Raw genomic sequence first — 22,169 nt, forward strand, 5'->3', positions numbered from 1 at the left:
TGCGCTTTTGAGCGGCCGTGCGAGGCTCGACGAGCCGGCGCACCGCCCGGCGTGCCGGCGGCGACTTTGGCGCGGCTGCCGTGCGGTGCACCGCTAGTCGTTTTGCCCCGGGCCTGTCTCGTCTGCGGTTGAGCGCTGCCAGCGGTGGCGCGAACACCCCAACTCCAATACCCGATCCCCCATCCGAACGACTCCCCAGGAGACCGACATGTCCGACAAACTGATCATATTCGACACGACCTTGCGTGACGGCGAGCAATCGCCCGGCGCGTCGATGACGAAAGAGGAAAAAATCCGGATCGCGAAGCAACTCGAACGGATGAAAGTGGACGTAATCGAAGCCGGTTTCGCGGCGAGTTCGAACGGCGACTTCGATTCGATTCACACCATCGCGGGGCTGATCAAGGACAGCACGATCTGCTCGCTCGCCCGCGCGAACGACAAGGACATCCAGCGCGCGGCGGACGCCCTCAAGCCAGCCGATCAGTTCCGCATTCACACGTTCATCGCGACCTCGCCGCTGCACATGGAAAAGAAGCTGCGCATGACGCCGGACCAGGTGTTCGAGCAGGCGAAGCTGGCGGTGCGTTTCGCGCGCAAGTTCACGGACGACGTCGAGTTCTCCCCGGAAGACGGCAGCCGGTCCGACATGGACTTCCTGTGCCGCGTGCTCGAGGCGGTGATCGCGGAGGGCGCGACCACCATCAACATCGCCGACACGGTCGGCTATGGCGTGCCGGAACTCTACGGCCAGCTGGTCAAGACGTTGCGCGAACGTATTCCGAACTCGCACAAGGCGGTGTTCTCGGTGCATTGCCATAACGACCTCGGTATGGCTGTGGCGAATTCGCTGGCGGGTGTGCAGATCGGCGGCGCGCGCCAGGTCGAGTGCACGATCAATGGCCTGGGCGAGCGCGCGGGCAACACGTCGCTCGAAGAAATCGTGATGGCGGTCAAGACCCGCAAGGACTACTTCGGCCTCGAACTGGGTCTCGATACGACGCAGATCGTGCCGGCGTCCAAGCTGGTCTCGCAGATCACCGGTTTCGTCGTGCAGCCGAACAAGGCGGTGGTCGGCGCGAACGCGTTCGCGCATGCGTCCGGCATCCACCAGGACGGCGTGCTCAAAGCGCGCGACACCTACGAAATCATGCGCGCGGAAGACGTGGGCTGGAGCGCGAACAAGATCGTGCTCGGCAAGTTGTCGGGCCGCAATGCATTCAAGCAGCGCTTGCAGGAACTCGGCATTGGGCTCGACAGCGAAGCGGAATTGAACACCGCGTTCGCGCGGTTCAAGGAACTGGCCGATCGCAAGTCCGAGATCTTCGACGAGGACATCATTGCGATCGTCACCGAAGAATCGGCTGAAGCGCAGGAACGCGAGCATTACAAATTCGTGGCGCTGTCGCAGCATTCGGAGACCGGCGAGCAACCCCACGCGAAGGTCGTGTTCTCGGTGGAGGGCAAGGAAATCACCGGTGAAGCGCGCGGCAACGGTCCCGTCGACGCGACGCTCAACGCAATCGAAACGGAAGTGGGCAGCGGGTCCGAACTGCTGCTCTACTCGGTCAACGCGATCACCACCGGCACGCAGGCGCAAGGCGAAGTGACCGTGCGGCTGTCGAAGAGCGGGCGCATCGTCAATGGCGTGGGCACCGATCCGGATATCGTCGCGGCTTCGGCGAAAGCGTATATTTCGGCGCTCAACAAGCTGTATTCGAATGCGGACAAGGTGAACCCGCAACGCTCGGAGTGAGATGGATGCGGTGCGCGCGGCTGGCGCAAGCGCTAAGCGTTTGACGGAATCGATTGGAAAAGCCCCGTGCCGTGACAGGCACGGGGCTTTATTTTGCCGCGCTTCGCGCACGCGACCAACGCATCGGCCTCGCGCGGCGCAGATCGAGTTCGGAAGACAGCTCAGAACAACGAGCGGCGATCCGGATCATGCAGCGGGTCGGGCGTTTTCTGCGTGAGACGCAAGATGCCCTGCGGGTCGAAGTAGAAGCTGTACATCATGTACCAGACGTTGTCTTCCTGGTAGCGATAGGTCCAGACCTCGCGCTTCATCAGCGGGAAGTAGGCGGTTTCGACCGGGCGCCCGAAGTTCACCAGCACGTCGCTCTTGGTCCACTTGCCGATTTCGGCTCGATAGAACTCGTTGACTTGCAGCACCTGGCGCACGTCGACGATCTTGCCGGCAGCGTCGATGTCGGCGGCGGTGGTGGTTTCCCCCATCGGCTGGGTCGGCCACATCAGGCGCTTGCCGCCGTTGGGCAGGTCGTAACTTTCGCGCGGCGGCCCGAGGCGCGCGATGATGGTCGATTCATCCGCGCCGGCGCTGTATTGCTGCCAGGGCTGCACGCAGCCGGTCAGTGCCAGCGCGCTCAGACAGGCGAGCGCCGCGCGGCGCAGGCGTGCTGCCGCTGGCTTGCCGATAAGGGCCGCCGCGGAGTGATAAGGGGTCGACATGGATTCCTCCGATGGCGTTTAGTAGCGTTTTTGTCATCGACACGCAGCATTTTGACACGCGCCGCGGTAAAAGATCCGCGCCTTCTGCAGGCTTGGGCGCCTCGTACCGGAACGGGCAGGCTGGCTTGCTTATTCCGTGCGCTGCGTCCTATGATCCGCGCTTCGACGATTCAGGCGGGGCGATCACGATGGCGATGTGGCAACGGGCGGCGGCAGCGGCGCTGGCAACATGTTGGATGGCCGCGGGGGCTTATGCGGCGGGGGTGTCGGTGGCAGACGCGGCGGCCGATCCGGTGCCGAAGCCGGTGCCGCACGCTACGGCGACACCGGTGCTGACCGCCGCAGCGAATGCGGTGCCGACCTCGGCCGCAAACCCGTCCGGCTCGCCGACCGGAACCTCCCGCGGCACGCCGATCCGGCTTGCGCTGATCGAGGGCATGTCTGGCCCGTTCGCGAACGCGGGCGCGGCGGTCGAGCGAAATCTGCGCTTCGGCATCGAGCAGGTGAACGCGCACGGCGGCGTGAAGCTGGCCGACGGCGCGCATCCGTTCGAACTGGTCGTGCTGGATAGCCAAGGCAGTGCCGAAGAGGCGCTCACGCAACTGCGTGCGGCCGCCGACCGCCATATCGGCTACATCATGCAGGGCAACAGTTCGGCGGTCGCCGCAGCGCTGATCGGCGCGATCGACAAGCAGAACCGCCGCGAGCCGGACAACCGCGCGCTGTTGCTCAACTATTCCGCCGACGACCCCGCGCTGACCAACGCCGAATGCAGCTTCTGGCACTTCCGCTTCGACGCTCACGCGGGCATGCGCATGGATGCGCTGGCCGACGTCATACAGCGCGACCGTGCCGTGAAGAAAGTGTATCTGCTCAACCAGGACTACAGCTTCGGCCACGATGTGAGCAGCCTGGCGCGTTCGGCGCTTGCGGTGAAGCGCCCCGATATCGCGGTGGTCGGCGACGAGTTTCATCCTATCGGCCGCGTGAAAGACTTTGCACCCTACATCGCGAAGATCCGTGCGAGCGGCGCGGACGCGGTCATCACGGGCAACTGGGGCAACGACCTGACGCTGCTCGTCAAGGCCGCGCGCGAGCAGGGGCTCGACACCAGGTTCTACACGTTCTACGGCAACAGCCTGGGCGCCCCCGCCGCGCTGGGCGACGCCGGTGTCGGCCGCGTCATCGCGGTCGCCGACTGGCATCCGAACGCGGGCGGCGCCGCTTCCGACGCGTGGTACGCCGCATTCCGGACCCGTTTCCCCGCGGCGCAGGACGATTACCCGGTGCTGCGCATGCCGTTGATGGTCGAAACCCTGGCCGCGGCGATGAACCGCGCCCGCAGCGCGGACCCGGCGGTGGTCGCCCGCGCGCTGGAAGGCATCCGGTTCGACAACGGCTTCCATGCATCGTACATGCGCGCCGACGACCATCAACTGATCCAGCCGCTGTACGTGATGCAGATGGACAAAGCCGGCCAGCCGGGCGTGCGCTTCGACAACGAAGGCTCGGGCTACGGCTTCCGCACGGTGCTGGCCTTGCCGCCCGAACGCACCGTGCTGCCGACCGTCTGCAAGATGCAGCGGCCCTGATGGGCGGCCAGGCGGTGCACGCGGCCGCAGTACAGGGCCCGGCAGGGCGCGGCGCGGGCCGCGCCTCGCGCGATCTGGGCCGGGGCCGCCCCGTTCGCGGCTAAGCTCTGCTGTGCTACAATACGCGTCCCGTTGGGAAGCAACCTGTCTTGGTTGTTCGCCACGCGGGGTATTTCACGGCACGGCCTTTCTTCCGTGACCGCCTGTCTAGTTCTCAAGGAAATCGACATGTCCGCAGTTGAAACAAGCAAGAAGTCCGAAGTCGTTGCGCAATTCGCACGCGCAGCCAACGACACCGGCTCCCCCGAAGTTCAGGTCGCGCTGCTCACGACCCGCATCAACGAACTGACCGTTCACTTCAAGGCGCACGCGAAAGATCACCACAGCCGCCGCGGTCTGCTGCGCATGGTGAGCCGCCGTCGTAAGCTGCTCGACTATCTGAAGGGCAAGGACGCGGATCGTTACCGCAGCCTGATCGAGAAGCTGGGTCTGCGTAAGTAATCGGCCAGTCGTTCAGCAAGATGCCTGTGTCAGTTCCACTGATGCAGGCATTTTGTTTTTTCACGGTGTGCTCCATGTGGTGCGCATCGCTTGTGCTCTGCAGTGGCGCGCCGGTTCATTCGGCGGTTGCCGGAAAGCGCAGGACTTGCAGTAACCAGGGCAGTGGCCCAGGCAGTAACAGGTAGTCAATCAGGCAGTAGAGCAGGCAGCAAAAAAAGAAACACGGCCGGGCCTCAGGGCGGAGCTTTGTGTCATTCCAGCGGTTCGCGCGCGTACTTTCGTTTGGGCGCGGTTCTCTGGAATGGCATAACACTACTCCTCTCATGCGGCGCCGGTCTGGCGTTGCCGCGCCGCTTCTGGTCCGCGCGGCATTACGATGAGGAAAAGCAATGACTATGTTCAATAAGGTCGTCAAAGAGTTCAAGTGGGGACAACATAACGTTCGCCTCGAAACCGGTGAAGTCGCTCGCCAGGCGGGCGGCGCGGTGATCGTGGACGTCGAGGACACCGTCGTGCTGGCCACCGTGGTCGGCGCCAAGACGGCCAAGCCGGGTCAGGATTTCTTCCCGCTGACCGTCGACTACCTCGAAAAGACCTATGCCGCCGGCAAGATTCCGGGTGGCTTTTTCCGTCGCGAAGGCCGTCCGTCGGAGGGCGAGACGCTGGTGTCGCGCCTGATCGACCGTCCGCTGCGCCCGCTCTTCCCGGAAGGCTTCTACAACGAAGTCCAGGTCGTGATCCACGTGCTGTCGCTGAACCCGGACATTCCCGCCGACATTCCCGCGCTGATCGGCGCGTCGGCAGCACTCGCGGTGTCCGGTCTGCCGTTCAACGGCCCGGTCGGCGCAGCGCGCGTGGCCTACATCAACAACGAATATGTGTTGAACCCGACGCGTGCGCAAATGAAGGAATCGGCGCTCGACCTGATCGTCGCCGGTACGGAACGCGCGGTGCTGATGGTGGAATCGGAAGCGCAGCAACTGAGCGAAGAAGTGATGCTCGGTGGCGTGGTGTTCGGCCATGAGCAGATGCAGATCGCGATCGACGCGATCCACGATCTGGTCCGCGAAGGCGGCAAGCCGGAATGGGACTGGCAACCGGCGGCGAAGAACGAGCAGCTGATTGCGCGCGTGACCGAACTGGCGCAAGCCAATCTGCTCGCCGCTTACCAGCTGCGCGACAAACAGGCGCGCTCGGCCAGGCTCAAGGAAGTCTACGCCGCCACCTCGGCCAAGCTCGAGGAAGAAGCCGCGGCAGCGGGCACCGTGGCGGCCGACAAGGCCACGGTCGGCAACGTGCTGTTTGACATCGAAGCGAAGATCGTCCGTACCCAGATCCTGAACGGCGAGCCGCGTATCGACGGCCGCGACACGCGCACCGTGCGCCCGATCGAAATCCGTACCGGCGTGTTGCCCCGTACCCACGGTTCGGCGCTTTTCACCCGCGGCGAAACACAAGCGCTGGTTATTGCCACGCTGGGCACGAAGGGCGACGAGCAGAACATCGACGCGCTCGAAGGCGAGTACCGTGAACGCTTCATGCTTCACTACAACATGCCGCCGTTCGCGACTGGGGAAACCGGCCGCGTCGGTTCGCCCAAGCGCCGTGAAATTGGTCACGGCCGCCTCGCCAAGCGTGCGCTGGCCGCGTGTCTGCCGAGCGCGGATGAATTCGGCTACTCGATCCGCGTCGTCTCGGAAATCACCGAATCGAACGGTTCGTCGTCGATGGCTTCGGTGTGCGGCGGCTGCCTCGCGCTGATGGACGCCGGTGTCCCGATGAAGGCGCACGTTGCTGGCATCGCGATGGGCCTGATCCTCGAAGGCAATCGTTTCGCGGTGCTGACCGACATCCTCGGCGACGAAGACCACCTCGGCGACATGGACTTCAAGGTGGCGGGTACCGAGCAAGGCGTGACCGCGCTGCAGATGGACATCAAGATTCAGGGCATCACCAAGGAAATCATGCAGGTCGCTCTCGCGCAAGCGAAGGAAGGCCGTATGCACATCCTCGGCAAGATGACCTCGGCGGTGTCGGGCGCGAACACGCAGTTGTCGGAGTTCGCACCGCGCATGATCACCATCAAGATCAACCCGGAAAAGATCCGCGACGTGATCGGCAAGGGCGGTTCGGTGATCCGCGCGCTGACTGAGGAAACCGGCACGACGATCGACATTTCGGACGACGGCGTGGTCACCATCGCGAGCACGAGCAGCGAAGGGATGGCCGAAGCGAAGAAGCGTATCGAGAACATCACGCTCGAGGTCGAAGTGGGCCAGGTGTACGAAGGCACCGTGCTCAAACTGCTCGATTTCGGCGCGATCGTGAACATCCTGCCGGGCAAGGACGGTCTGCTGCACATCTCCGAAATTGCCAACGAGCGTATCAAGGACATCAACGACTATCTGAAGGACGGCCAGCAGGTGAAGGTCAAGGTCATCCAGACGGACGAGAAGGGCCGCGTGCGTTTGTCGGCCAAGGCGTTGCTGAACGAGACCGCGAACGGCGCGCCGCACGGAGAACCGACGCCGCAGTAATGCGGTAGCAGGGCGACGGCCGGCAGCGTGAATGCGCGCCGGCCGTTTTTCATGCAGGGTGCAGGGTGGATTGCATTGCGCACATATGCGTACGCGCACAAGCGGGTACTCTATTCGGATGGGCGCTGCGCCGCAGGTCAGACGATTCGCGGCTCTGGCGGCGAGCAAGGGTATGCAACGCAATCCAATCCTGGAGTTGACACAGATGAAAGCGATCGAAATCACCGAGTTCGGTGCGCCGGACGTCCTCAAGCTGGCCGAGCGCCCCACGCCGCAGCCCAAAGCGGGCGAGGTGCTGATCAAGGTGGCGGCATCGGGCATCAATCGTCCGGATGTGTTCCAGCGCAAGGGCGGCTACGCGCCGCCGCCGGGCGCATCCGACCTGCCGGGGCTGGAAGTGGCGGGCGAGATCGTCGGCGGAACGATCGACGAAAAGAACAACCCGTTCGGGCTGAAAATCGGCGATCGCGTGTGCGCATTGCTGGCCGGCGGCGGCTACGCCGAGTATGCGGCCGCGCCGCTGCTGCAGTGTCTGCCGGTGCCGGCGGGGTTGTCGGATGTGGAAGCGGCTTCGTTGCCCGAGACGTTCTTCACCGTATGGAGCAACGTGTTCGACCGAGCGCAGCTCGGCAAGGGCGAAGGCGCGCCGAACGAAACGCTGCTCGTGCAGGGCGGCTCGAGCGGCATCGGCGTGACAGCGATCCAGATTGCGCACGCGCTCGGTTTTCGCGTGTTCGCAACGGCCGGTTCGGATGAAAAGTGCCGTGCGTGCGAGGCGTTGGGCGCTGAGCGTGCAATCAACTACAAGACGGAAGATTTCGTCGAGGTGATCAAGTCGCTCACCAACGACCGCGGCGTCGACGTGGTCCTCGACATGGTGGCGGGCAGCTACGTGCCGCGCGAACTCACGGCTTTGGCCGAGGGCGGCCGCATCGTCGTGATCGCCTTGCTGGGCGGCGCCAAAGCGGAGCTCAATCTGAACGAGGTGTTGCGCCGGCGCTTGACCGTGACTGGCTCGACGTTGCGTCCGCGTCCGGTCGAATTCAAAGCGAGGATTGCCGCGCAACTGAAAGAGCAGGTGTGGCCGCATCTGGAAGCGGGGCGCATCAAGCCGGTGGTGCATCGCGTGTTCCCGGCCGCGCAGGCGGCCGATGCACACGCGTTGATGGAAAGCAGCACGCATGTCGGCAAGATCGTGCTGGCCTGGGATCAGGACGCTGACATGGCGGGTTGACGCGGTCTGTTTGACAGGGTGTGTTTGACCCGGTCCACCCCACGCAGTAAAATTGCACGTTTTGCGCACGCAGAATGATTCCGAAAGGCGGACTGTCAGCGCGAATGAAGTGAAGCGAAGTGAAGCAAAAGACGGAACATGACGAGACGATGTCGAAACGACAACGAGCCAAACTGGTAGTCGGTAACTGGAAGATGCATGGGCGTCTCGCCGCGAATGTCACGCTCCTCCAGGCCGTGGCACGAGGCGCGGGCGAACTGCCGGCCGACGTGCGCGTTGGCGTGTGCGTGCCGAGCCTCTATCTCGCGCAGGCTCAGTCGTTGCTGCAAGGCAGTCCCGTCGCGTGGGGCGTGCAAGACGTGTCCGCGTTCACGCACGGCGCCTATACGGGCGAAGTGGCTGCGCCAATGGTGACGGATTTCGGCGCCACGTTGGCGATCGTCGGACACTCGGAGCGCCGAGCCTATCACCGGGAAAGCGCCGAACTGGTTGCGGTGAAGACGCAGCGCGCGCTGGAAGCAGGTCTGGTGCCTATCGTTTGCGTGGGCGAAACGCTCGAAGAGCGTGAAGCCGGCTCGACCGAGCAGGTGGTCGGCACGCAACTCGACGAAGTGCTGGCGAAACTGTCTGTACAGGAAGCGACCCGTCTGGTCGTCGCCTACGAGCCGGTCTGGGCGATCGGCACCGGCAAGAGCGCGAGCGCCGATCAGGCGCAGGCAGTTCATGCGTATTTGCGTTCGCGCCTGGCGGCAAAGGGCGACGCGGTGGCGGAGGTGCCGCTGCTGTACGGCGGCAGCGTGAAGCCGGAAAATGCGGAAGAATTGTTCCGTCAACCGGATATCGACGGCGGCCTGATCGGCGGCGCGTCGTTGAAGGACCAGGATTTCCTGGCGATCTGCAAGGCGGCGGCCGCAACCAGCGTCGCCGGTTAAGGCAGGGCGTCTCGGCGAGGACGACCCATCCCGCGAAACACGCTCTGTGTGGCGCGGTTAAATAAAGACCCAGGTGAGTGTGATGCTGTATTTGAAAACATTGATTATCGTCGTTCAGCTGTTGTCCGCACTCGGGGTCATCGGTCTCGTGTTGCTACAGCACGGCAAAGGCGCCGATATGGGTGCCGCTTTCGGCAGTGGCGCATCGGGTAGCCTGTTCGGCGCCACCGGCTCGGCGAACTTTTTGTCGCGTACCACGGCAGTGCTCGCGGCGGTGTTCTTCGTTACGACGCTGGCGCTCACTTATCTCGGCGCGTATCGGGCGAAGCCTTCTGCAGGCGTCCTCGGCGCGGCCGTGACCGCGCCGGCTGCTACATCCGCTGCTTCGGCACCGGCCGCTGGCTCCGCCGCTTTGGCGGCATCGCCGGCATCGGCCGCGTCCGTTCCGGCAACTGACGTGCCGAAATAATTTTCGTTCAGAGTGCGTTTCATGCGTTGAACAAACTGTTTAGGCACGTTATAATTTGAGTCTTGAAGCGATTCGCGGGTTTTATAAGTTGTTTTCCCGGATTGCATGCAGTGCCGACGTGGTGAAATTGGTAGACACGCTATCTTGAGGGGGTAGTGGCGAAAGCTGTGCGAGTTCGAGTCTCGCCGTCGGCACCAAAATGTTATCTAAATGCCAGCCGCTTGCTTCGCTTCGGCTGGCATTTTCACTTTCAGCGCACGGCTTGCGGTGGGCTTGCGGCGCGTGCGTTTCGGAAGTGATTCCGCGTCAGGAGTGCTATGCTCCTGACGGCACTCAGAACCAACCGATTGAGGATAGTCTTGAACCTCGCAGCCTATTTCCCCGTCTTGTTGTTCCTCGTTGTAGGCACCGGTTTAGGCGTAGCGCTGGTCAGTATCGGCAAGATTCTTGGTCCCAACAAGCCCGATACCGAGAAAAACGCACCGTACGAGTGCGGCTTCGAAGCATTCGAAGATGCGCGCATGAAGTTCGACGTGCGCTATTACCTCGTCGCCATTCTCTTCATCATTTTTGACCTTGAAACCGCGTTCCTGTTTCCGTGGGGCGTGGCCCTGCGCGATATCGGCTGGCCCGGCTTCATGGCAATGATGATTTTCCTGCTCGAATTCCTGCTGGGCTTCGCCTATATCTGGAAGAAAGGCGGTCTCGACTGGGAATGATGGATTAATCGCCGGTTTGCGTGGGTGGCCAACGCTTGCCGCCCCGTATGGAGTGGAAAGCAAATGAGTATCGAAGGGGTCTTGAAGGAAGGGTTTGTCACCACTACGGCAGACAAACTGATCAACTGGACGCGCACCGGCTCGTTGTGGCCGATGACGTTCGGTCTTGCTTGTTGCGCTGTCGAGATGATGCATGCGGGCGCTGCCCGTTATGACCTCGACCGCTTCGGCGTGGTGTTTCGCCCGAGTCCGCGTCAATCGGACGTGATGATCGTGGCCGGCACGCTGTGCAACAAGATGGCGCCCGCTCTGCGCAAGGTCTACGACCAGATGGCCGAGCCCCGCTGGGTGATTTCGATGGGCTCGTGCGCGAACGGCGGCGGCTATTACCACTACTCCTATTCGGTGGTGCGCGGCTGTGACCGGATCGTGCCGGTCGACGTCTACGTGCCGGGTTGCCCGCCCACCGCAGAAGCGCTGGTGTACGGCGTGATCCAGTTGCAGGCCAAGATTCGCCGTACCAACACCATCGCCCGTCAATAAGGCCAACGCCTCTTCCCCACAATATGGCAAGCAAACTCCAGACCTTGAAAGCGAACCTCGAGGCGGCCTTTGGCGGCCTCCTGTTGAGCACCACCGAGGCAATCGGTGAGTTGACGATCGTCGTGAAGGCAAGCGACTACGTCAGCGTGGCAACGCGTCTGCGCGACGACCGCTCGCTCGGTTTTGAGCAGTGCATGGATCTGTGCGGCGTCGACTATCAAACCTATGGCGACGGCGCGTACGACGGTCCGCGTTTCGCGGCCGTTCTGCATTTGTTGTCGGTGCAGAACAACTGGCGTTTGCGTTTGCGCGTGTTCGCACCGGACGACGAAGTGCCGATCCTGCCGTCAGTCGTCGACGTCTGGAATTCGGTGAACTGGTACGAGCGCGAAGCATTCGACCTGTACGGCATCGTCTTCGAAGGCCACCCGGACCTGCGCCGCATCCTCACCGACTACGGATTCATCGGTCACCCGTTCCGTAAAGATTTCCCTGTGTCCGGCTACGTCGAAATGCGTTACGACCCGGAAGAGAAGCGCGTCGTCTATCAGCCTGTGACGATCGAGCCGCGGGAAATCACGCCGCGCGTGATCCGCGAGGATCGCTATGGCGGTCTGAAACACTAAGAGAACGCCATGGCAGAGATCAAGAACTACACGCTCAATTTCGGTCCCCAGCATCCGGCGGCACACGGTGTGTTGCGCCTCGTGCTGGAACTCGACGGCGAGGTCATCCAGCGCGCCGATCCGCACATCGGTCTGCTGCATCGCGCCACTGAAAAGCTCGCAGAAACCAAAACGTTCATCCAGTCCGTGCCGTACATGGACCGTCTCGACTACGTGTCGATGATGGTCAACGAACACGGCTACGTGATGGCGATCGAAAAGCTGCTCGGCATCGACGTGCCGGTGCGCGCCAAATACATCCGCGTGTTGTTCGACGAAGTCACGCGCGTGCTGAATCACCTGATGTGGATCGGCGCCCACGCGCTCGACGTCGGCGCGATGGCGGTGTTCCTGTATGCGTTCCGTGAACGCGAAGACCTGATGGACGTGTACGAAGCGGTGTCCGGCGCACGGATGCACGCGGCGTACTATCGTCCGGGCGGTGTGTATCGCGATCTGCCGGACGCCATGCCGCAGTACAAGGCTTCGAAAATCCGCAATGCGAAGGCATTGTCGAAGATGAACGAGAACCGCCAGGGCTCGCTGCTCGACTTCATCGACGACTTCTTCACGCGCTTTCCGAAGTGCGTCGACGAGTATGAAACGCTGCTCACCGACAACCGGATCTGGAAGCAGCGCCTCGTCGGCATCGGCGTGGTCAGCCCGGAACGCGCGCTGCAACTCGGCATGACCGGTGCAATGCTGCGCGGCTCGGGCATCGAGTGGGATCTGCGCAAGAAGCAGCCGTATGAAGTCTACGACAAGCTCGATTTCGACATTCCGGTCGGCGTGAACGGCGACTGCTATGACCGCTATCTGGTTCGGGTCGAAGAAATGCGGCAGTCGACGCGGATCGCGAAACAGTGCATTGAATGGCTGCGCAAGAATCCGGGCCCTGTGATGATCGACAATCACAAAATTGCGCCGCCGTCGCGCGTGGGCATGAAGTCGAACATGGAAGAACTGATCCACCACTTCAAGCTGTTCACGGAGGGCTTCCACGTTCCGGAAGGCGAGGCGTACGCCGCTGTCGAACATCCGAAGGGCGAGTTCGGCATCTACCTGATCTCCGACGGCGCGAACAAGCCGTATCGCCTGAAAATCCGCGCACCGGGCTATGCGCACCTGTCCACGCTGGACGAAATGGCGCGCGGTCACATGATCGCCGACGCCGTGACGATCATCGGCACGCAGGACATCGTGTTCGGCGAAGTGGATCGCTAGGACATATTCATCGGCGCGCGGCTTCAGGCAGTACCGAAGCGCGCGTCAAGCAAAGGAACGCCGGGTCTGTCGCAGCATGACGTGAGCGACGGGTTTTCGTTCGGTAGGAATTGAAAGAGTCGTGTCTGAAAATGATCTCAGCTGAAGGCCTGAAAGAAATCGATCGTGCGATCGCGAAGTATCCCGCCGATCAGAAACAGTCCGCCGTGATGTCGGCGCTGACCACTGCTCAGGAAGAGCATGGCTGGCTGTCGCCCGAGCTCATGCAGTTCGTCGCGGACTACCTTGGCATGCCGGCAGTCGCCGTGCAGGAAGTGGCTACTTTCTACACGATGTACGAGACCTCGCCGGTCGGCAAATACAAGATCACGCTCTGCACCAACCTGCCTTGCCAGCTCGGTCCGGACGGCGGTTCCGACAGCGCCGCGGAATATCTGAAGCAGAAGCTCGGCATCGACTTCGGCGAGACGACATCCGACGGCAAATTCACCCTGAAAGAAGGTGAGTGCATGGGTTCGTGCGGCGACGCGCCGGTGATGCTGGTGAACAACCATCGCATGTGCAGCTTCATGAGCCGAGCGAAGATCGACCAGCTGCTCGAGGAACTTTCCAAATGACGTCTTTACACGATCGTCACATCAAACCGCTGATTCTCGCCGGCCTGAACGGCGACAACTGGCATCTCGAAGACTATGTGGCGCGCGGCGGTTACGCCCAGCTGCGCCGTATTCTGGAAGAAAAGATTCCGCCCGAGCAGGTGATCGCCGACGTCAAGGCGTCGGGTCTGCGCGGACGTGGCGGCGCCGGCTTTCCGACCGGTCTGAAGTGGAGCTTCATGCCGCGTCAGTTCCCGGGCCAGAAGTATCTCGTCTGCAATTCGGACGAAGGCGAACCGGGTACGTTCAAAGACCGCGACATCTTGCGCTTCAATCCGCATTCGCTGATCGAAGGCATGGCCATCGGCGCGTACGCGATGGGCATCACGGTCGGCTACAACTACATTCACGGCGAAATCTGGGAAGTCTACAAGCTCTTTGAACAGGCATTGGACGAAGCGCGCCGTGCTGGGTTCCTCGGCAACAACATCATGGGTTCGAACTTCTCGTTCGAACTGCATGCGCATCACGGTTACGGCGCCTATATCTGCGGCGAAGAGACCGCGCTGCTCGAATCGCTGGAAGGCAAGAAAGGCCAGCCGCGCTTCAAGCCACCGTTCCCGGCGAGCTTCGGCGTGTACGGCAAGCCGACCACGATCAACAACACGGAAACGTTCGCCGCAGTGCCGTTTCTGCTTGCAATCGGTCCGCAGAATTACCTCGAAATCGGCAAGCCGAACAACGGCGGCACGAAGATTTTCTCGGTCGCTGGCGACGTCGAGCGTCCGGGCAATTACGAAGTTCCGCTCGGCACGCCGTTCGCGACGCTGATGGAACTCGCCGGCGGCATGCGCGGCGGCAAGAAGATCAAGGCCGTGATTCCTGGCGGATCGTCGGCGCCGGTGGTTCCGGGCGAGATGATGATGCAGACCGACATGGACTACGACTCGATCGCCAAGGCTGGCTCGATGCTCGGTTCGGGCGCGGTCATCGTGATGGACGAGACGCGCTGCATGGTGCGCTCGCTGTTGCGGCTGTCGTACTTTTATTACGAAGAGTCGTGTGGTCAATGCACGCCTTGCCGCGAAGGCACAGGCTGGCTGTACCGCGTCGTGCATCGTATCGAGCATGGGCTCGGCCGTCCGGAAGATCTGGATTTGCTGAACTCGGTCGCGGAAAACATCATGGGCCGCACGATTTGCGCGCTCGGCGATGCGGCGGCCATGCCGGTTCGCGGCATGCTCAAGCACTACTGGGACGAATTCGAATACCACGTCGCCCACAAACATTGCCTCGTCGGCGGTCATGCCGGCGCGGCGGCGGCGTCGGAAACAGTAGCGGCCTGAGTTGACTAGCTGAATGGTTCACTAGTTACCTACAGACGAACACGTCAACCGCGGGATTCATCGTCCGAAACGGGCGATGAACAGGAACGATTGAGCGGTAACAGGTTAAGGAAGATTGACCATCATGGTTGAACTTGAAATAGACGGCAAGAAGGTAGAAGTGCCCGAAGGCAGCATGGTGATCCAGGCTGCGCATAAGGTCGACACGTACATTCCGCACTTCTGCTATCACAAGAAGCTGTCGATCGCGGCCAACTGCCGGATGTGTCTGGTCGATGTCGAGAAGATGCCGAAGGCCGTGCCTGCATGCGCGACGCCGGTGTCGGCGGGCATGGTCGTGCGCACCCAGTCGGACAAGGCGGTGAAGGGCCAGCAAGCCGTGATGGAATTCCTGCTGATCAACCACCCGCTCGATTGCCCGATCTGCGACCAGGGCGGCGAATGCCAGCTGCAGGATCTGGCCGTGGGTTACGGCAAGTCGGCATCGCGCTACAGCGAAGAGAAGCGCGTGGTGTTCCACAAGAACGTCGGCCCGCTGATCTCCATGGAAGAAATGTCGCGTTGCATCCACTGCACGCGCTGTGTGCGCTTCGGCCAGGAAATCGCCGGTGTGATGGAACTCGGCATGCTGGGCCGCGGCGAGCATTCGGAAATCACGTCCTTCGTCGGCAAGACGGTCGACTCGGAACTGTCGGGCAACATGATCGACCTGTGCCCGGTCGGCGCGCTGACCAGCAAGCCGTTCCGTTACAGCGCCCGCACGTGGGAGCTGTCGCGCCGCAAGTCGGTCAGCCCGCACGATTCCGTCGGCGCGAACCTCGTGGTGCAAGTCAAGAACAATCGTGTGATGCGTGTTCTGCCGTTCGAAAACGAATCCATCAACGAATGCTGGATCTCGGACAAGGACCGTTTCTCGTACGAAGGCCTGAACAGCCCGGAGCGTCTGACGCATCCGATGCTCAAGCAAGGTGGTCAGTGGGTCGAAACCGACTGGCAAACTGCGCTCGAGTATGTGGTCAAGGGCCTGAAAGGCATCAAGGCGGACCACGGCGCGAACGCGCTTGCCGCACTCGGCAGTCCGCACAGCACGGTCGAAGAACTGTTCCTGCTCAAGCAGCTCGCGCAAGCGGTCGGCACGCCGAACATCGACTTCCGTCTGCGTCAGTCCGACTTCTCCGCGCCCGTCGGTGCTGCGCCGTGGCTTGGCACCAGCATCGCCGAACTCTCGAGCGTCGACGCGGCGCTGGTGATCGGCTCAGACCTGCGCCGCGACCATCCGCTGTTCGCAGCGCGTCTGCGCCAGGCGGCAAAGGGCGGCGCAAAGCTGGTACTCGTACAGTCCACTAACGACGACGCACTGATTCCGCAAGCACAACGCGTGGTCGCAGCGCCGTCGGCATGGCTCGACGCGCTGGCTGGCATTGCCAGCGCACTGTCGGAAGCCAACGGCGCGGCGCTGCCCGAAGCCTTCGCCGGCACGCAGCCCACCGAGGCCGACAAGCAGGTCGCGAAATCGCTCGCCACGGGTGAGCGCCGCCTCGTGCTGCTGGGCAACGGCGCGGTCCGTCACCCGGATTTCGCGGTGATTCAGGCGGCCGCGCAGTGGATTGCCGACGCGACCGGCGCAACGCTGGGCTTCCTGACGGAAGCGGCCAACACGGTCGGTGCGCATCTCGTGAACGCGCTGCCGGGCAACGGTGGCCTGAACGCTCGCGAAGCGTTCGAGCAGCCGCGCAAGGGTTATGTGCTGCTCAACGTCGAGCCGGAATTCGACACGGCCAATCCGGCGCAGGCTTTGGCCGCGCTGAAGCAGGCCGAAATGGTCGTGGTGATGTCGCCGTTCCAGACCGGCGCTGAATACGCCGACGTGCTGCTGCCGGTCGCGCCGTTCACCGAAACGGCCGGCACGTTCGTCAACGCGGAAGGTACGGTGCAGACCTTCAACGGCGTCGTGCGTGGGCTCGGCGACACGCGTCCGGCATGGAAGGTGCTGCGCGTGCTGGGCAGCCTGCTGGGCGCGCCGGGTTTCGAATTCGACACAGCGGAAGAAGTGCGCGATGCCGCGCTGGGCGACGGCGATCTGAGCCCGCGCCTGTCGAACAGGACCGGCGTCGCGGTTGCACGCGGCAAGTCGGCGAAGGCGGTAGACGGCAAGTTCGAGCGGATCGCCGACGTGCCGATCTATCATGCCGACCCGCTCGTGCGCCGCGCAGAATCGCTGCATCTGACGGCGGCGGCACGTGCGGCGCACACGGTCGGATTGCCGGCCGCGCTGTTCGACAAACTCGGTTTGAAGGAAGGCGACGCCGTGCGCGTGCGCCAAGGCGAGCAATCGGTGCAGTTGCCGGCCGTGCGCGACGCGAATCTTGCGCAGACGGTCGTCCGCGTATCGGCGGCCACGCCTGCCGGTGCAGCGCTGGGCAGCCTGTTCGGTGAACTGCTGGTGGAGAAGGCGTAAATGAGCTTGTTCGATACGATCAACTCGGGCGGCACCCAGCTTCTCGGTGTGGCATGGCCTACGGTATGGGCACTGGTGCGCATCCTGGTGGTGGCCGTCGTGATCCTGCTGTGCGTGGCTTACCTGATTCTTTGGGAGCGCAAGCTGATCGGCTGGATGCACGTGCGTCTCGGTCCCAACCGCGTCGGCCCCGCGGGTCTGCTGCAGCCTATCGCCGACGTGCTCAAGCTGCTGCTCAAGGAAGTCATTCAGCCCGCGCAGGCGAGCCGCTGGATTTACCTGATCTCGCCGATCATGGTGGTCGTGCCGGCCTTCGCTGTGTGGGCGGTGATTCCGTTCCAGGCCGGCGCTGTGCTCGGCGACATCAATGCGGGTCTGCTGTACGCGATGGCGATTTCGTCGATCGGCGTGTACGGCGTGATTCTGGCCGGCTGGGCGTCGAACTCGAAGTACGCGTTCCTCGGCGCCATGCGCGCCGCCGCGCAAATGGTCTCGTATGAAATCTCGATGGGCTTCGCGCTCGTCGTGGTGTTGATGACGGCCGGCACGCTGAACCTGTCGGGCATCGTCGGTTCGCAGGAGCACGGCTTCTTCGCGTCGCACGGCCTGAACTTCCTGTCGTGGAACTGGCTGCCTCTGCTGCCGATGTTCGTCGTGTACTTCATCTCGGGTATCGCCGAAACGAACCGTCACCCGTTCGACGTGGTGGAAGGCGAGTCGGAGATCGTCGCGGGCCACATGATCGACTACTCGGGGATGGCGTTCGCGCTGTTCTTCCTCGCCGAGTACATCAACATGATCGTGATCTCGGCGTTGGCTGCAACCATGTTCCTCGGCGGCTGGAGCGCACCGTTCGGCTTCCTGTCGTTTGTTCCGGGCATCGTATGGCTCGTCGTCAAGGTCTTCTTGCTGTTGTCGGTGTTCATCTGGGCGCGCGCCACGTTTCCGCGCTACCGCTACGACCAGATCATGCGTCTGGGTTGGAAGATTTTCATTCCGGTCTGCGTGGTGTGGCTGGTGGTAGTCGGCTTCTGGATCATGTCGCCGTTGAACATCTGGAAATAAAGGGCGGATGAACCCATGACCGCAATCCAAAACTTTTTCAAGACCTTCTTCCTGACGGAACTGCTCAAGGGACTCGCGCTGACCGGACGTTATACGTTCCAGCGCAAGGTGACGGTGCAGTTCCCCGAAGAGAAGACGCCGATCTCGCCGCGTTTTCGCGGCCTGCATGCGCTGCGCCGCTATGAAAACGGCGAAGAGCGTTGCATCGCCTGCAAGCTGTGCGAAGCGGTGTGCCCGGCGCTCGCCATCACGATCGAGTCGGAAACGCGCGAAGACAACACGCGCCGCACCACGCGCTACGACATCGACCTGACCAAGTGCATTTTCTGCGGCTTCTGCGAAGAAAGCTGCCCGGTCGATTCGATCGTCGAGACACACATTCTCGAGTATCACGGCGAGAAGCGCGGCGACCTGTACTTCACGAAAGACATGCTGCTGGCCGTCGGCGATCGCTACGAAGCGGAAATCGCTGCGAACAAGGCAGCCGACGCACCGTATCGTTGAAGCGCTTCTCCGTGAACGCGGCAGAGGCCGCGATAAGCGCAGCAGTAAAAGCAGTTAACACGGCCTGTTGTCGGGCCGAGCGCCGCGGCCTGAACGCCGCGGCACGGCGCACCTGTGCGGCAGTTCTGGCGGTTTCAGCCGCTTTTGCCAAGTACGCGTGCCACAGAACAATGCCTGACGATGGCCTAACGATGAACCGGTAATCATGGAATTCACGACCGTACTGTTCTACATCTTCGCGCTGCTCCTGGTTGTCTCGGGGCTGAAGGTGATCACCTCGCGCAACCCGGTGTCGTCCGCACTGTTTCTGGTGCTGGCGTTCTTCAACGCAGCTGCGATCTGGATGCTGCTCGAGGCCGAGTTCCTTGCGATCCTGCTGGTGCTGGTCTACGTCGGCGCGGTGATGGTGCTGTTCCTGTTCGTCGTGATGATGCTGGACATCAATCTCGACGTGCTGCGCAAGGACTTCAGACGTTTCGTGCCGATGGCCACGGTGGTCGGCGCGATCATCGTGCTGGAAACCGCGCTCATTTTGTGGCACGGCTACGGGGCGACCGGCACGGCGCTGCGCGACACCACCGCGGCCGCGAACGGCATGGGCGACTGGTCGAACACGCGCCTGATCGGCAAGGTGATCTACACCGACTACATCTTCGCGTTCGAAATCGCCGGGCTCGTGCTGCTGGTAGCGATCATCGCGGCAATCGCGCTGACCACGAGCCACAAGAAGGACAGCAAGCGTCAGAACGTGAGCGCGCAGGTCAAGGTGCGTGCGCAGGACCGCGTACGCATCGTCAAGATGGCGTCGGAGAAAACCGCGGCAACCGTCGCGGCAGAAGAAGCCGCAGCAGCGGCGGCAGCGGCCGAGTCGACCCCTGCCAAGAACGGCTGAGCGGACAGGAGAAAGAAATCATGTTGACCCTTGCTCATTACCTCGTCCTCGGCGCAATCATGTTTGCTATCAGCGTCGTCGGCATTTTCCTGAACCGCCGCAACGTCATCATCATCCTGATGGCGATCGAACTGATGCTGCTCGCGGTGAACACCAATTTCGTCGCTTTCTCGCATTACCTCGGCGACGTGCATGGCCAGATCTTCGTCTTCTTCGTGCTGACGGTTGCAGCGGCGGAAGCGGCGATCGGCCTCGCAATTCTGGTGACCCTGTTCCGTAGTCTCGACACGATCAATGTCGAGGATCTCGATCAGCTCAAAGGTTAATTTCAGGGAAAGCGGTTATGTCCACGATACTCAATGAAAACCTGCTGTTGGCAATCCCGCTGGCACCGCTCGCCGGTTGCCTGGTCGCGGGGCTGTTCGGCAAGGCGGTAGGGCGAGCGGGCGCGCATTCGGTGACGATCCTCGGCGTCGCGATCTCGTTCATCCTGTCGGCCATCGTGTTCTTCCAGGTGATGGATGGCGCAAGCTTTAACGCGACCGTTTATCAATGGATGACGATCGGCAAGACGCAATTCGAAATCGGCTTCCTGGTCGACTCGCTGACAGCGATGATGATGTGCGTGGTGACCTTCGTGTCGCTGATGGTGCACATCTACACGATCGGCTACATGGCTGACGAGGACGGCTACCAGCGCTTCTTTTCGTACATCTCGCTGTTCACGTTCTCCATGTTGATGCTCGTCATGAGCAACAACTTCCTGCAGCTGTTCTTCGGCTGGGAAGCGGTGGGCCTGGTGTCGTACCTGCTGATCGGTTTCTACTTCACGCGTCCGAGCGCGATCTACGCGAACATGAAGGCGTTCATCGTGAACCGCGTCGGCGACTTCGGCTTTCTGCTGGGCATCGGCCTGCTGTTCGCGTTCGCCGGCTCGATGAACTACGGCGACGTCTTCGCGAAGCGCACCGAGCTCGCCGCGTTGAGCTTCCCGGGCACGGATTGGGGTCTGCTGACGGTGGCGTGCATTTGCCTCTTCATCGGCGCCATGGGTAAGTCGGCGCAGTTCCCGCTGCACGTCTGGCTGCCGGACTCAATGGAAGGCCCGACGCCGATTTCCGCGCTGATTCACGCCGCAACCATGGTGACGGCCGGTATCTTCATGGTCACGCGCATGTCGCCGCTGTTCGAACTGTCGGATACGGCGCTGTCGTTCGTCACGGTCATCGGCGCGATTACCGCGCTGTTCATGGGCTTCCTCGGGATCGTCCAGAACGACATCAAGCGTGTGGTGGCTTATTCCACGCTGTCGCAACTCGGTTACATGACGGTCGCGCTCGGCGTGTCGGCTTACCCGGTCGCCGTGTTCCATCTGATGACGCATGCGTTCTTCAAGGCGCTGCTGTTCCTCGGTGCGGGCTCCGTGATCATCGGCATGCACCACGATCAGGACATGCGCAACATGGGCGGTCTGCGCAAGTACATGCCGATCACGTGGATCACTTCGCTGATCGGTTCGCTCGCGCTGATCGGCACGCCGTTCTTCTCCGGCTTCTATTCGAAAGACTCGATCATCGACGCGGTGAAGCTGTCGCATCTGCCCGGCTCGGGGTTCGCGTACTTCGCGGTGGTGGCGAGCGTGTTCGTCACGGCGCTGTATTCGTTCCGTATGTACTTCATGGTGTTCCACGGCAAGGAGCGCTTCCGCGATCCGAAGCATCTGGAATCGCCGATGGGCGCGGAAGCCGCGGCGCATGCACATGCAGCGCACGGCCATGACGCACACGGCCACGGTCACGGTCACGACGACCACGCTCACGAGCCGCACGAGACGCCGTGGGTGGTGTGGCTGCCGCTCGTGCTGCTGGCGATCCCGTCCGTGGTGATCGGCGCGATTGCTGTCGGCCCCATGCTGTTCGGCGACTTCTTCCAGCATGGCGTGGCGTTCGACAAGGTGATCTACATCGGCGCAAATCATCCTGCGCTGCATGAGATGGCCGAAGAATTCCAGGGCTGGGCGTCGATGGGCTTGCACTCGGTTGCGGGTCTGCCGGTTTGGCTCGCGCTCGCGGGCGTGGTGGTCGCGTGGTTCCTGTACCTGGTTCGTCCGGACCTTCCCGCTGTCATCAAGCGCACATTCGGCCCGATCTACACGTTGCTCGACAATAAGTACTACATGGACAAGATCAATGAAGTCGTGTTTGCGCGGGGGGCAGTGGCAATCGGCCGTGGTCTCTGGAAGGAAGGCGACGTCGTCGTGATCGACGGCATCGTCAACGGCAGCGCGCGCTTTATCGGCTGGTTTGCCGGCGTGATCCGCTTCCTCCAATCCGGTTACATCTACCACTACGCGTTCGCCATGATTATCGGCATGCTGGGGCTCCTGACCCTGTTTGTAACGCTCGGCGGCAAATAAGGCGAGG

20 protein-coding genes and 1 tRNA gene are annotated in these 22,169 nt (G+C 62.3%); 20 read left to right on the plus strand and 1 reads right to left on the minus strand.

Annotation, left to right across the window (positions count from 1 at the left end):
* The first annotated feature begins 208 nt into the window (after positions 1-208).
* Complete coding sequence (locus ABQJ48_RS31295; RefSeq protein ID WP_367841815.1) at positions 209-1,756, plus strand: 2-isopropylmalate synthase; 1,548 nt, start codon at positions 209-211, stop codon at positions 1,754-1,756.
* Positions 1,757-1,917: 161 nt separating this feature from the next.
* Here the strand turns inward: ABQJ48_RS31295 and ABQJ48_RS31300 are convergent, their stop codons facing one another.
* Complete coding sequence (locus ABQJ48_RS31300) at positions 1,918-2,469, minus strand: hypothetical protein (RefSeq protein WP_367841816.1); 552 nt, start codon at positions 2,467-2,469, stop codon at positions 1,918-1,920.
* A gap of 188 nt (positions 2,470-2,657) precedes the next feature.
* Here ABQJ48_RS31300 and ABQJ48_RS31305 point away from each other — a divergent pair, with 188 nt between their 5' ends.
* The 19 genes from ABQJ48_RS31305 to nuoL all read left to right on the plus strand — a co-directional run bounded on the left by ABQJ48_RS31305 (position 2,658) and on the right by nuoL (position 22,162).
* The gene (locus ABQJ48_RS31305) at positions 2,658-4,061 is read left to right on the plus strand and encodes a branched-chain amino acid ABC transporter substrate-binding protein (RefSeq protein WP_473094217.1); all 1,404 of its coding nucleotides are present in this window, start codon (positions 2,658-2,660) and stop codon (positions 4,059-4,061) included.
* 228 nt (positions 4,062-4,289) lie between these two features.
* The gene (gene rpsO, locus ABQJ48_RS31310; protein WP_149673734.1) at positions 4,290-4,562 is read left to right on the plus strand and encodes a 30S ribosomal protein S15; all 273 of its coding nucleotides are present in this window, start codon (positions 4,290-4,292) and stop codon (positions 4,560-4,562) included.
* 395 nt (positions 4,563-4,957) lie between these two features.
* Positions 4,958-7,099, plus strand: coding sequence for a polyribonucleotide nucleotidyltransferase (gene pnp, locus ABQJ48_RS31315; RefSeq protein WP_367841856.1), 2,142 nt, complete (start codon positions 4,958-4,960; stop codon positions 7,097-7,099).
* Positions 7,100-7,304: 205 nt separating this feature from the next.
* Positions 7,305-8,333 carry an NAD(P)H-quinone oxidoreductase gene (locus ABQJ48_RS31320; protein WP_367841818.1) on the plus strand — a complete coding sequence of 343 codons (1,029 nt, stop codon included), beginning with the start codon at positions 7,305-7,307 and terminating at the stop codon, positions 8,331-8,333.
* Positions 8,334-8,482: 149 nt separating this feature from the next.
* Entirely contained in the window at positions 8,483-9,265 is a 783-nt protein-coding gene (gene tpiA / locus ABQJ48_RS31325) for a triose-phosphate isomerase (protein ID WP_367841820.1), read from the plus strand.
* A gap of 82 nt (positions 9,266-9,347) precedes the next feature.
* Positions 9,348-9,734 carry a preprotein translocase subunit SecG gene (gene secG / locus ABQJ48_RS31330; protein WP_367841821.1) on the plus strand — a complete coding sequence of 129 codons (387 nt, stop codon included), beginning with the start codon at positions 9,348-9,350 and terminating at the stop codon, positions 9,732-9,734.
* A 112-nt stretch (positions 9,735-9,846) separates the two neighbouring features.
* Positions 9,847-9,931: transfer RNA gene (locus ABQJ48_RS31335), tRNA-Leu, on the plus strand.
* Between the two features lie 162 nt (positions 9,932-10,093).
* Positions 10,094-10,453, plus strand: a complete 360-nt coding sequence (locus ABQJ48_RS31340; RefSeq protein ID WP_013339872.1) for an NADH-quinone oxidoreductase subunit A — start codon at positions 10,094-10,096, stop codon at positions 10,451-10,453.
* A 63-nt stretch (positions 10,454-10,516) separates the two neighbouring features.
* Positions 10,517-10,996 carry a NuoB/complex I 20 kDa subunit family protein gene (locus ABQJ48_RS31345; protein ID WP_006052903.1) on the plus strand — a complete coding sequence of 160 codons (480 nt, stop codon included), beginning with the start codon at positions 10,517-10,519 and terminating at the stop codon, positions 10,994-10,996.
* Between the two features lie 23 nt (positions 10,997-11,019).
* Positions 11,020-11,622, plus strand: a complete 603-nt coding sequence (locus tag ABQJ48_RS31350; protein WP_367841822.1) for an NADH-quinone oxidoreductase subunit C — start codon at positions 11,020-11,022, stop codon at positions 11,620-11,622.
* 9 nt (positions 11,623-11,631) lie between these two features.
* Entirely contained in the window at positions 11,632-12,885 is a 1,254-nt protein-coding gene (locus tag ABQJ48_RS31355) for an NADH-quinone oxidoreductase subunit D (RefSeq protein WP_367841823.1), read from the plus strand.
* Positions 12,886-13,016: 131 nt separating this feature from the next.
* Positions 13,017-13,502, plus strand: a complete 486-nt coding sequence (gene nuoE / locus ABQJ48_RS31360) for an NADH-quinone oxidoreductase subunit NuoE (RefSeq protein ID WP_367841824.1) — start codon at positions 13,017-13,019, stop codon at positions 13,500-13,502.
* The gene (nuoF, locus tag ABQJ48_RS31365; protein ID WP_367841825.1) at positions 13,499-14,827 is read left to right on the plus strand and encodes an NADH-quinone oxidoreductase subunit NuoF; all 1,329 of its coding nucleotides are present in this window, start codon (positions 13,499-13,501) and stop codon (positions 14,825-14,827) included. Before nuoE ends, nuoF begins: the two co-directional genes overlap by 4 nt.
* A gap of 124 nt (positions 14,828-14,951) precedes the next feature.
* Positions 14,952-17,285 carry an NADH-quinone oxidoreductase subunit NuoG gene (gene nuoG / locus ABQJ48_RS31370; protein ID WP_367841826.1) on the plus strand — a complete coding sequence of 778 codons (2,334 nt, stop codon included), beginning with the start codon at positions 14,952-14,954 and terminating at the stop codon, positions 17,283-17,285.
* Entirely contained in the window at positions 17,286-18,350 is a 1,065-nt protein-coding gene (nuoH, locus tag ABQJ48_RS31375; protein WP_367841827.1) for an NADH-quinone oxidoreductase subunit NuoH, read from the plus strand. It begins immediately after the preceding gene.
* A gap of 15 nt (positions 18,351-18,365) precedes the next feature.
* Positions 18,366-18,854 carry an NADH-quinone oxidoreductase subunit NuoI gene (gene nuoI, locus ABQJ48_RS31380; RefSeq protein WP_102634482.1) on the plus strand — a complete coding sequence of 163 codons (489 nt, stop codon included), beginning with the start codon at positions 18,366-18,368 and terminating at the stop codon, positions 18,852-18,854.
* 205 nt (positions 18,855-19,059) lie between these two features.
* On the plus strand, positions 19,060-19,746 hold the full coding sequence (locus ABQJ48_RS31385) for an NADH-quinone oxidoreductase subunit J (RefSeq protein ID WP_367841828.1): 687 nt from the start codon (positions 19,060-19,062) through the stop codon (positions 19,744-19,746).
* 20 nt (positions 19,747-19,766) lie between these two features.
* Positions 19,767-20,072 (plus strand): NADH-quinone oxidoreductase subunit NuoK, encoded by a 306-nt coding sequence (gene nuoK, locus ABQJ48_RS31390; protein WP_149673722.1) that lies wholly within the window; start codon positions 19,767-19,769, stop codon positions 20,070-20,072.
* 17 nt (positions 20,073-20,089) lie between these two features.
* Positions 20,090-22,162, plus strand: a complete 2,073-nt coding sequence (gene nuoL / locus ABQJ48_RS31395; RefSeq protein ID WP_367841829.1) for an NADH-quinone oxidoreductase subunit L — start codon at positions 20,090-20,092, stop codon at positions 22,160-22,162.
* The last annotated feature ends 7 nt before the right edge of the window (positions 22,163-22,169 follow it).

Source organism: Paraburkholderia suaedae, from assembly GCF_040812055.1.
In the GTDB taxonomy this organism is placed as follows: domain Bacteria; phylum Pseudomonadota; class Gammaproteobacteria; order Burkholderiales; family Burkholderiaceae; genus Paraburkholderia.

Excerpts from the sequence above, each read along its gene's own strand:
- ABQJ48_RS31385 (WP_367841828.1), top strand. The coding sequence starts at position 19,060 with ATGGAATTCACGACCGTACTGTTCTACATCTTCGCGCTGCTCCTGGTT.
- nuoK (WP_149673722.1), top strand. The coding sequence starts at position 19,767 with ATGTTGACCCTTGCTCATTACCTCGTCCTCGGCGCAATCATGTTTGCT.
- nuoI (WP_102634482.1), top strand. The coding sequence starts at position 18,366 with ATGACCGCAATCCAAAACTTTTTCAAGACCTTCTTCCTGACGGAACTG.
- pnp (WP_367841856.1), top strand. The coding sequence starts at position 4,958 with ATGTTCAATAAGGTCGTCAAAGAGTTCAAGTGGGGACAACATAACGTT.
- secG (WP_367841821.1), top strand. The coding sequence starts at position 9,348 with ATGCTGTATTTGAAAACATTGATTATCGTCGTTCAGCTGTTGTCCGCA.
- ABQJ48_RS31350 (WP_367841822.1), top strand. The coding sequence starts at position 11,020 with ATGGCAAGCAAACTCCAGACCTTGAAAGCGAACCTCGAGGCGGCCTTT.
- rpsO (WP_149673734.1), top strand. The coding sequence starts at position 4,290 with ATGTCCGCAGTTGAAACAAGCAAGAAGTCCGAAGTCGTTGCGCAATTC.
- ABQJ48_RS31345 (WP_006052903.1), top strand. The coding sequence starts at position 10,517 with ATGAGTATCGAAGGGGTCTTGAAGGAAGGGTTTGTCACCACTACGGCA.
- ABQJ48_RS31300 (WP_367841816.1), bottom strand. The coding sequence starts at position 2,469 with ATGTCGACCCCTTATCACTCCGCGGCGGCCCTTATCGGCAAGCCAGCG.
- nuoH (WP_367841827.1), top strand. The coding sequence starts at position 17,286 with ATGAGCTTGTTCGATACGATCAACTCGGGCGGCACCCAGCTTCTCGGT.
- ABQJ48_RS31355 (WP_367841823.1), top strand. The coding sequence starts at position 11,632 with ATGGCAGAGATCAAGAACTACACGCTCAATTTCGGTCCCCAGCATCCG.
- nuoG (WP_367841826.1), top strand. The coding sequence starts at position 14,952 with ATGGTTGAACTTGAAATAGACGGCAAGAAGGTAGAAGTGCCCGAAGGC.
- ABQJ48_RS31320 (WP_367841818.1), top strand. The coding sequence starts at position 7,305 with ATGAAAGCGATCGAAATCACCGAGTTCGGTGCGCCGGACGTCCTCAAG.
- tpiA (WP_367841820.1), top strand. The coding sequence starts at position 8,483 with ATGTCGAAACGACAACGAGCCAAACTGGTAGTCGGTAACTGGAAGATG.
- nuoE (WP_367841824.1), top strand. The coding sequence starts at position 13,017 with ATGATCTCAGCTGAAGGCCTGAAAGAAATCGATCGTGCGATCGCGAAG.
- ABQJ48_RS31295 (WP_367841815.1), top strand. The coding sequence starts at position 209 with ATGTCCGACAAACTGATCATATTCGACACGACCTTGCGTGACGGCGAG.
- nuoF (WP_367841825.1), top strand. The coding sequence starts at position 13,499 with ATGACGTCTTTACACGATCGTCACATCAAACCGCTGATTCTCGCCGGC.
- ABQJ48_RS31305 (WP_473094217.1), top strand. The coding sequence starts at position 2,658 with ATGGCGATGTGGCAACGGGCGGCGGCAGCGGCGCTGGCAACATGTTGG.
- nuoL (WP_367841829.1), top strand. The coding sequence starts at position 20,090 with ATGTCCACGATACTCAATGAAAACCTGCTGTTGGCAATCCCGCTGGCA.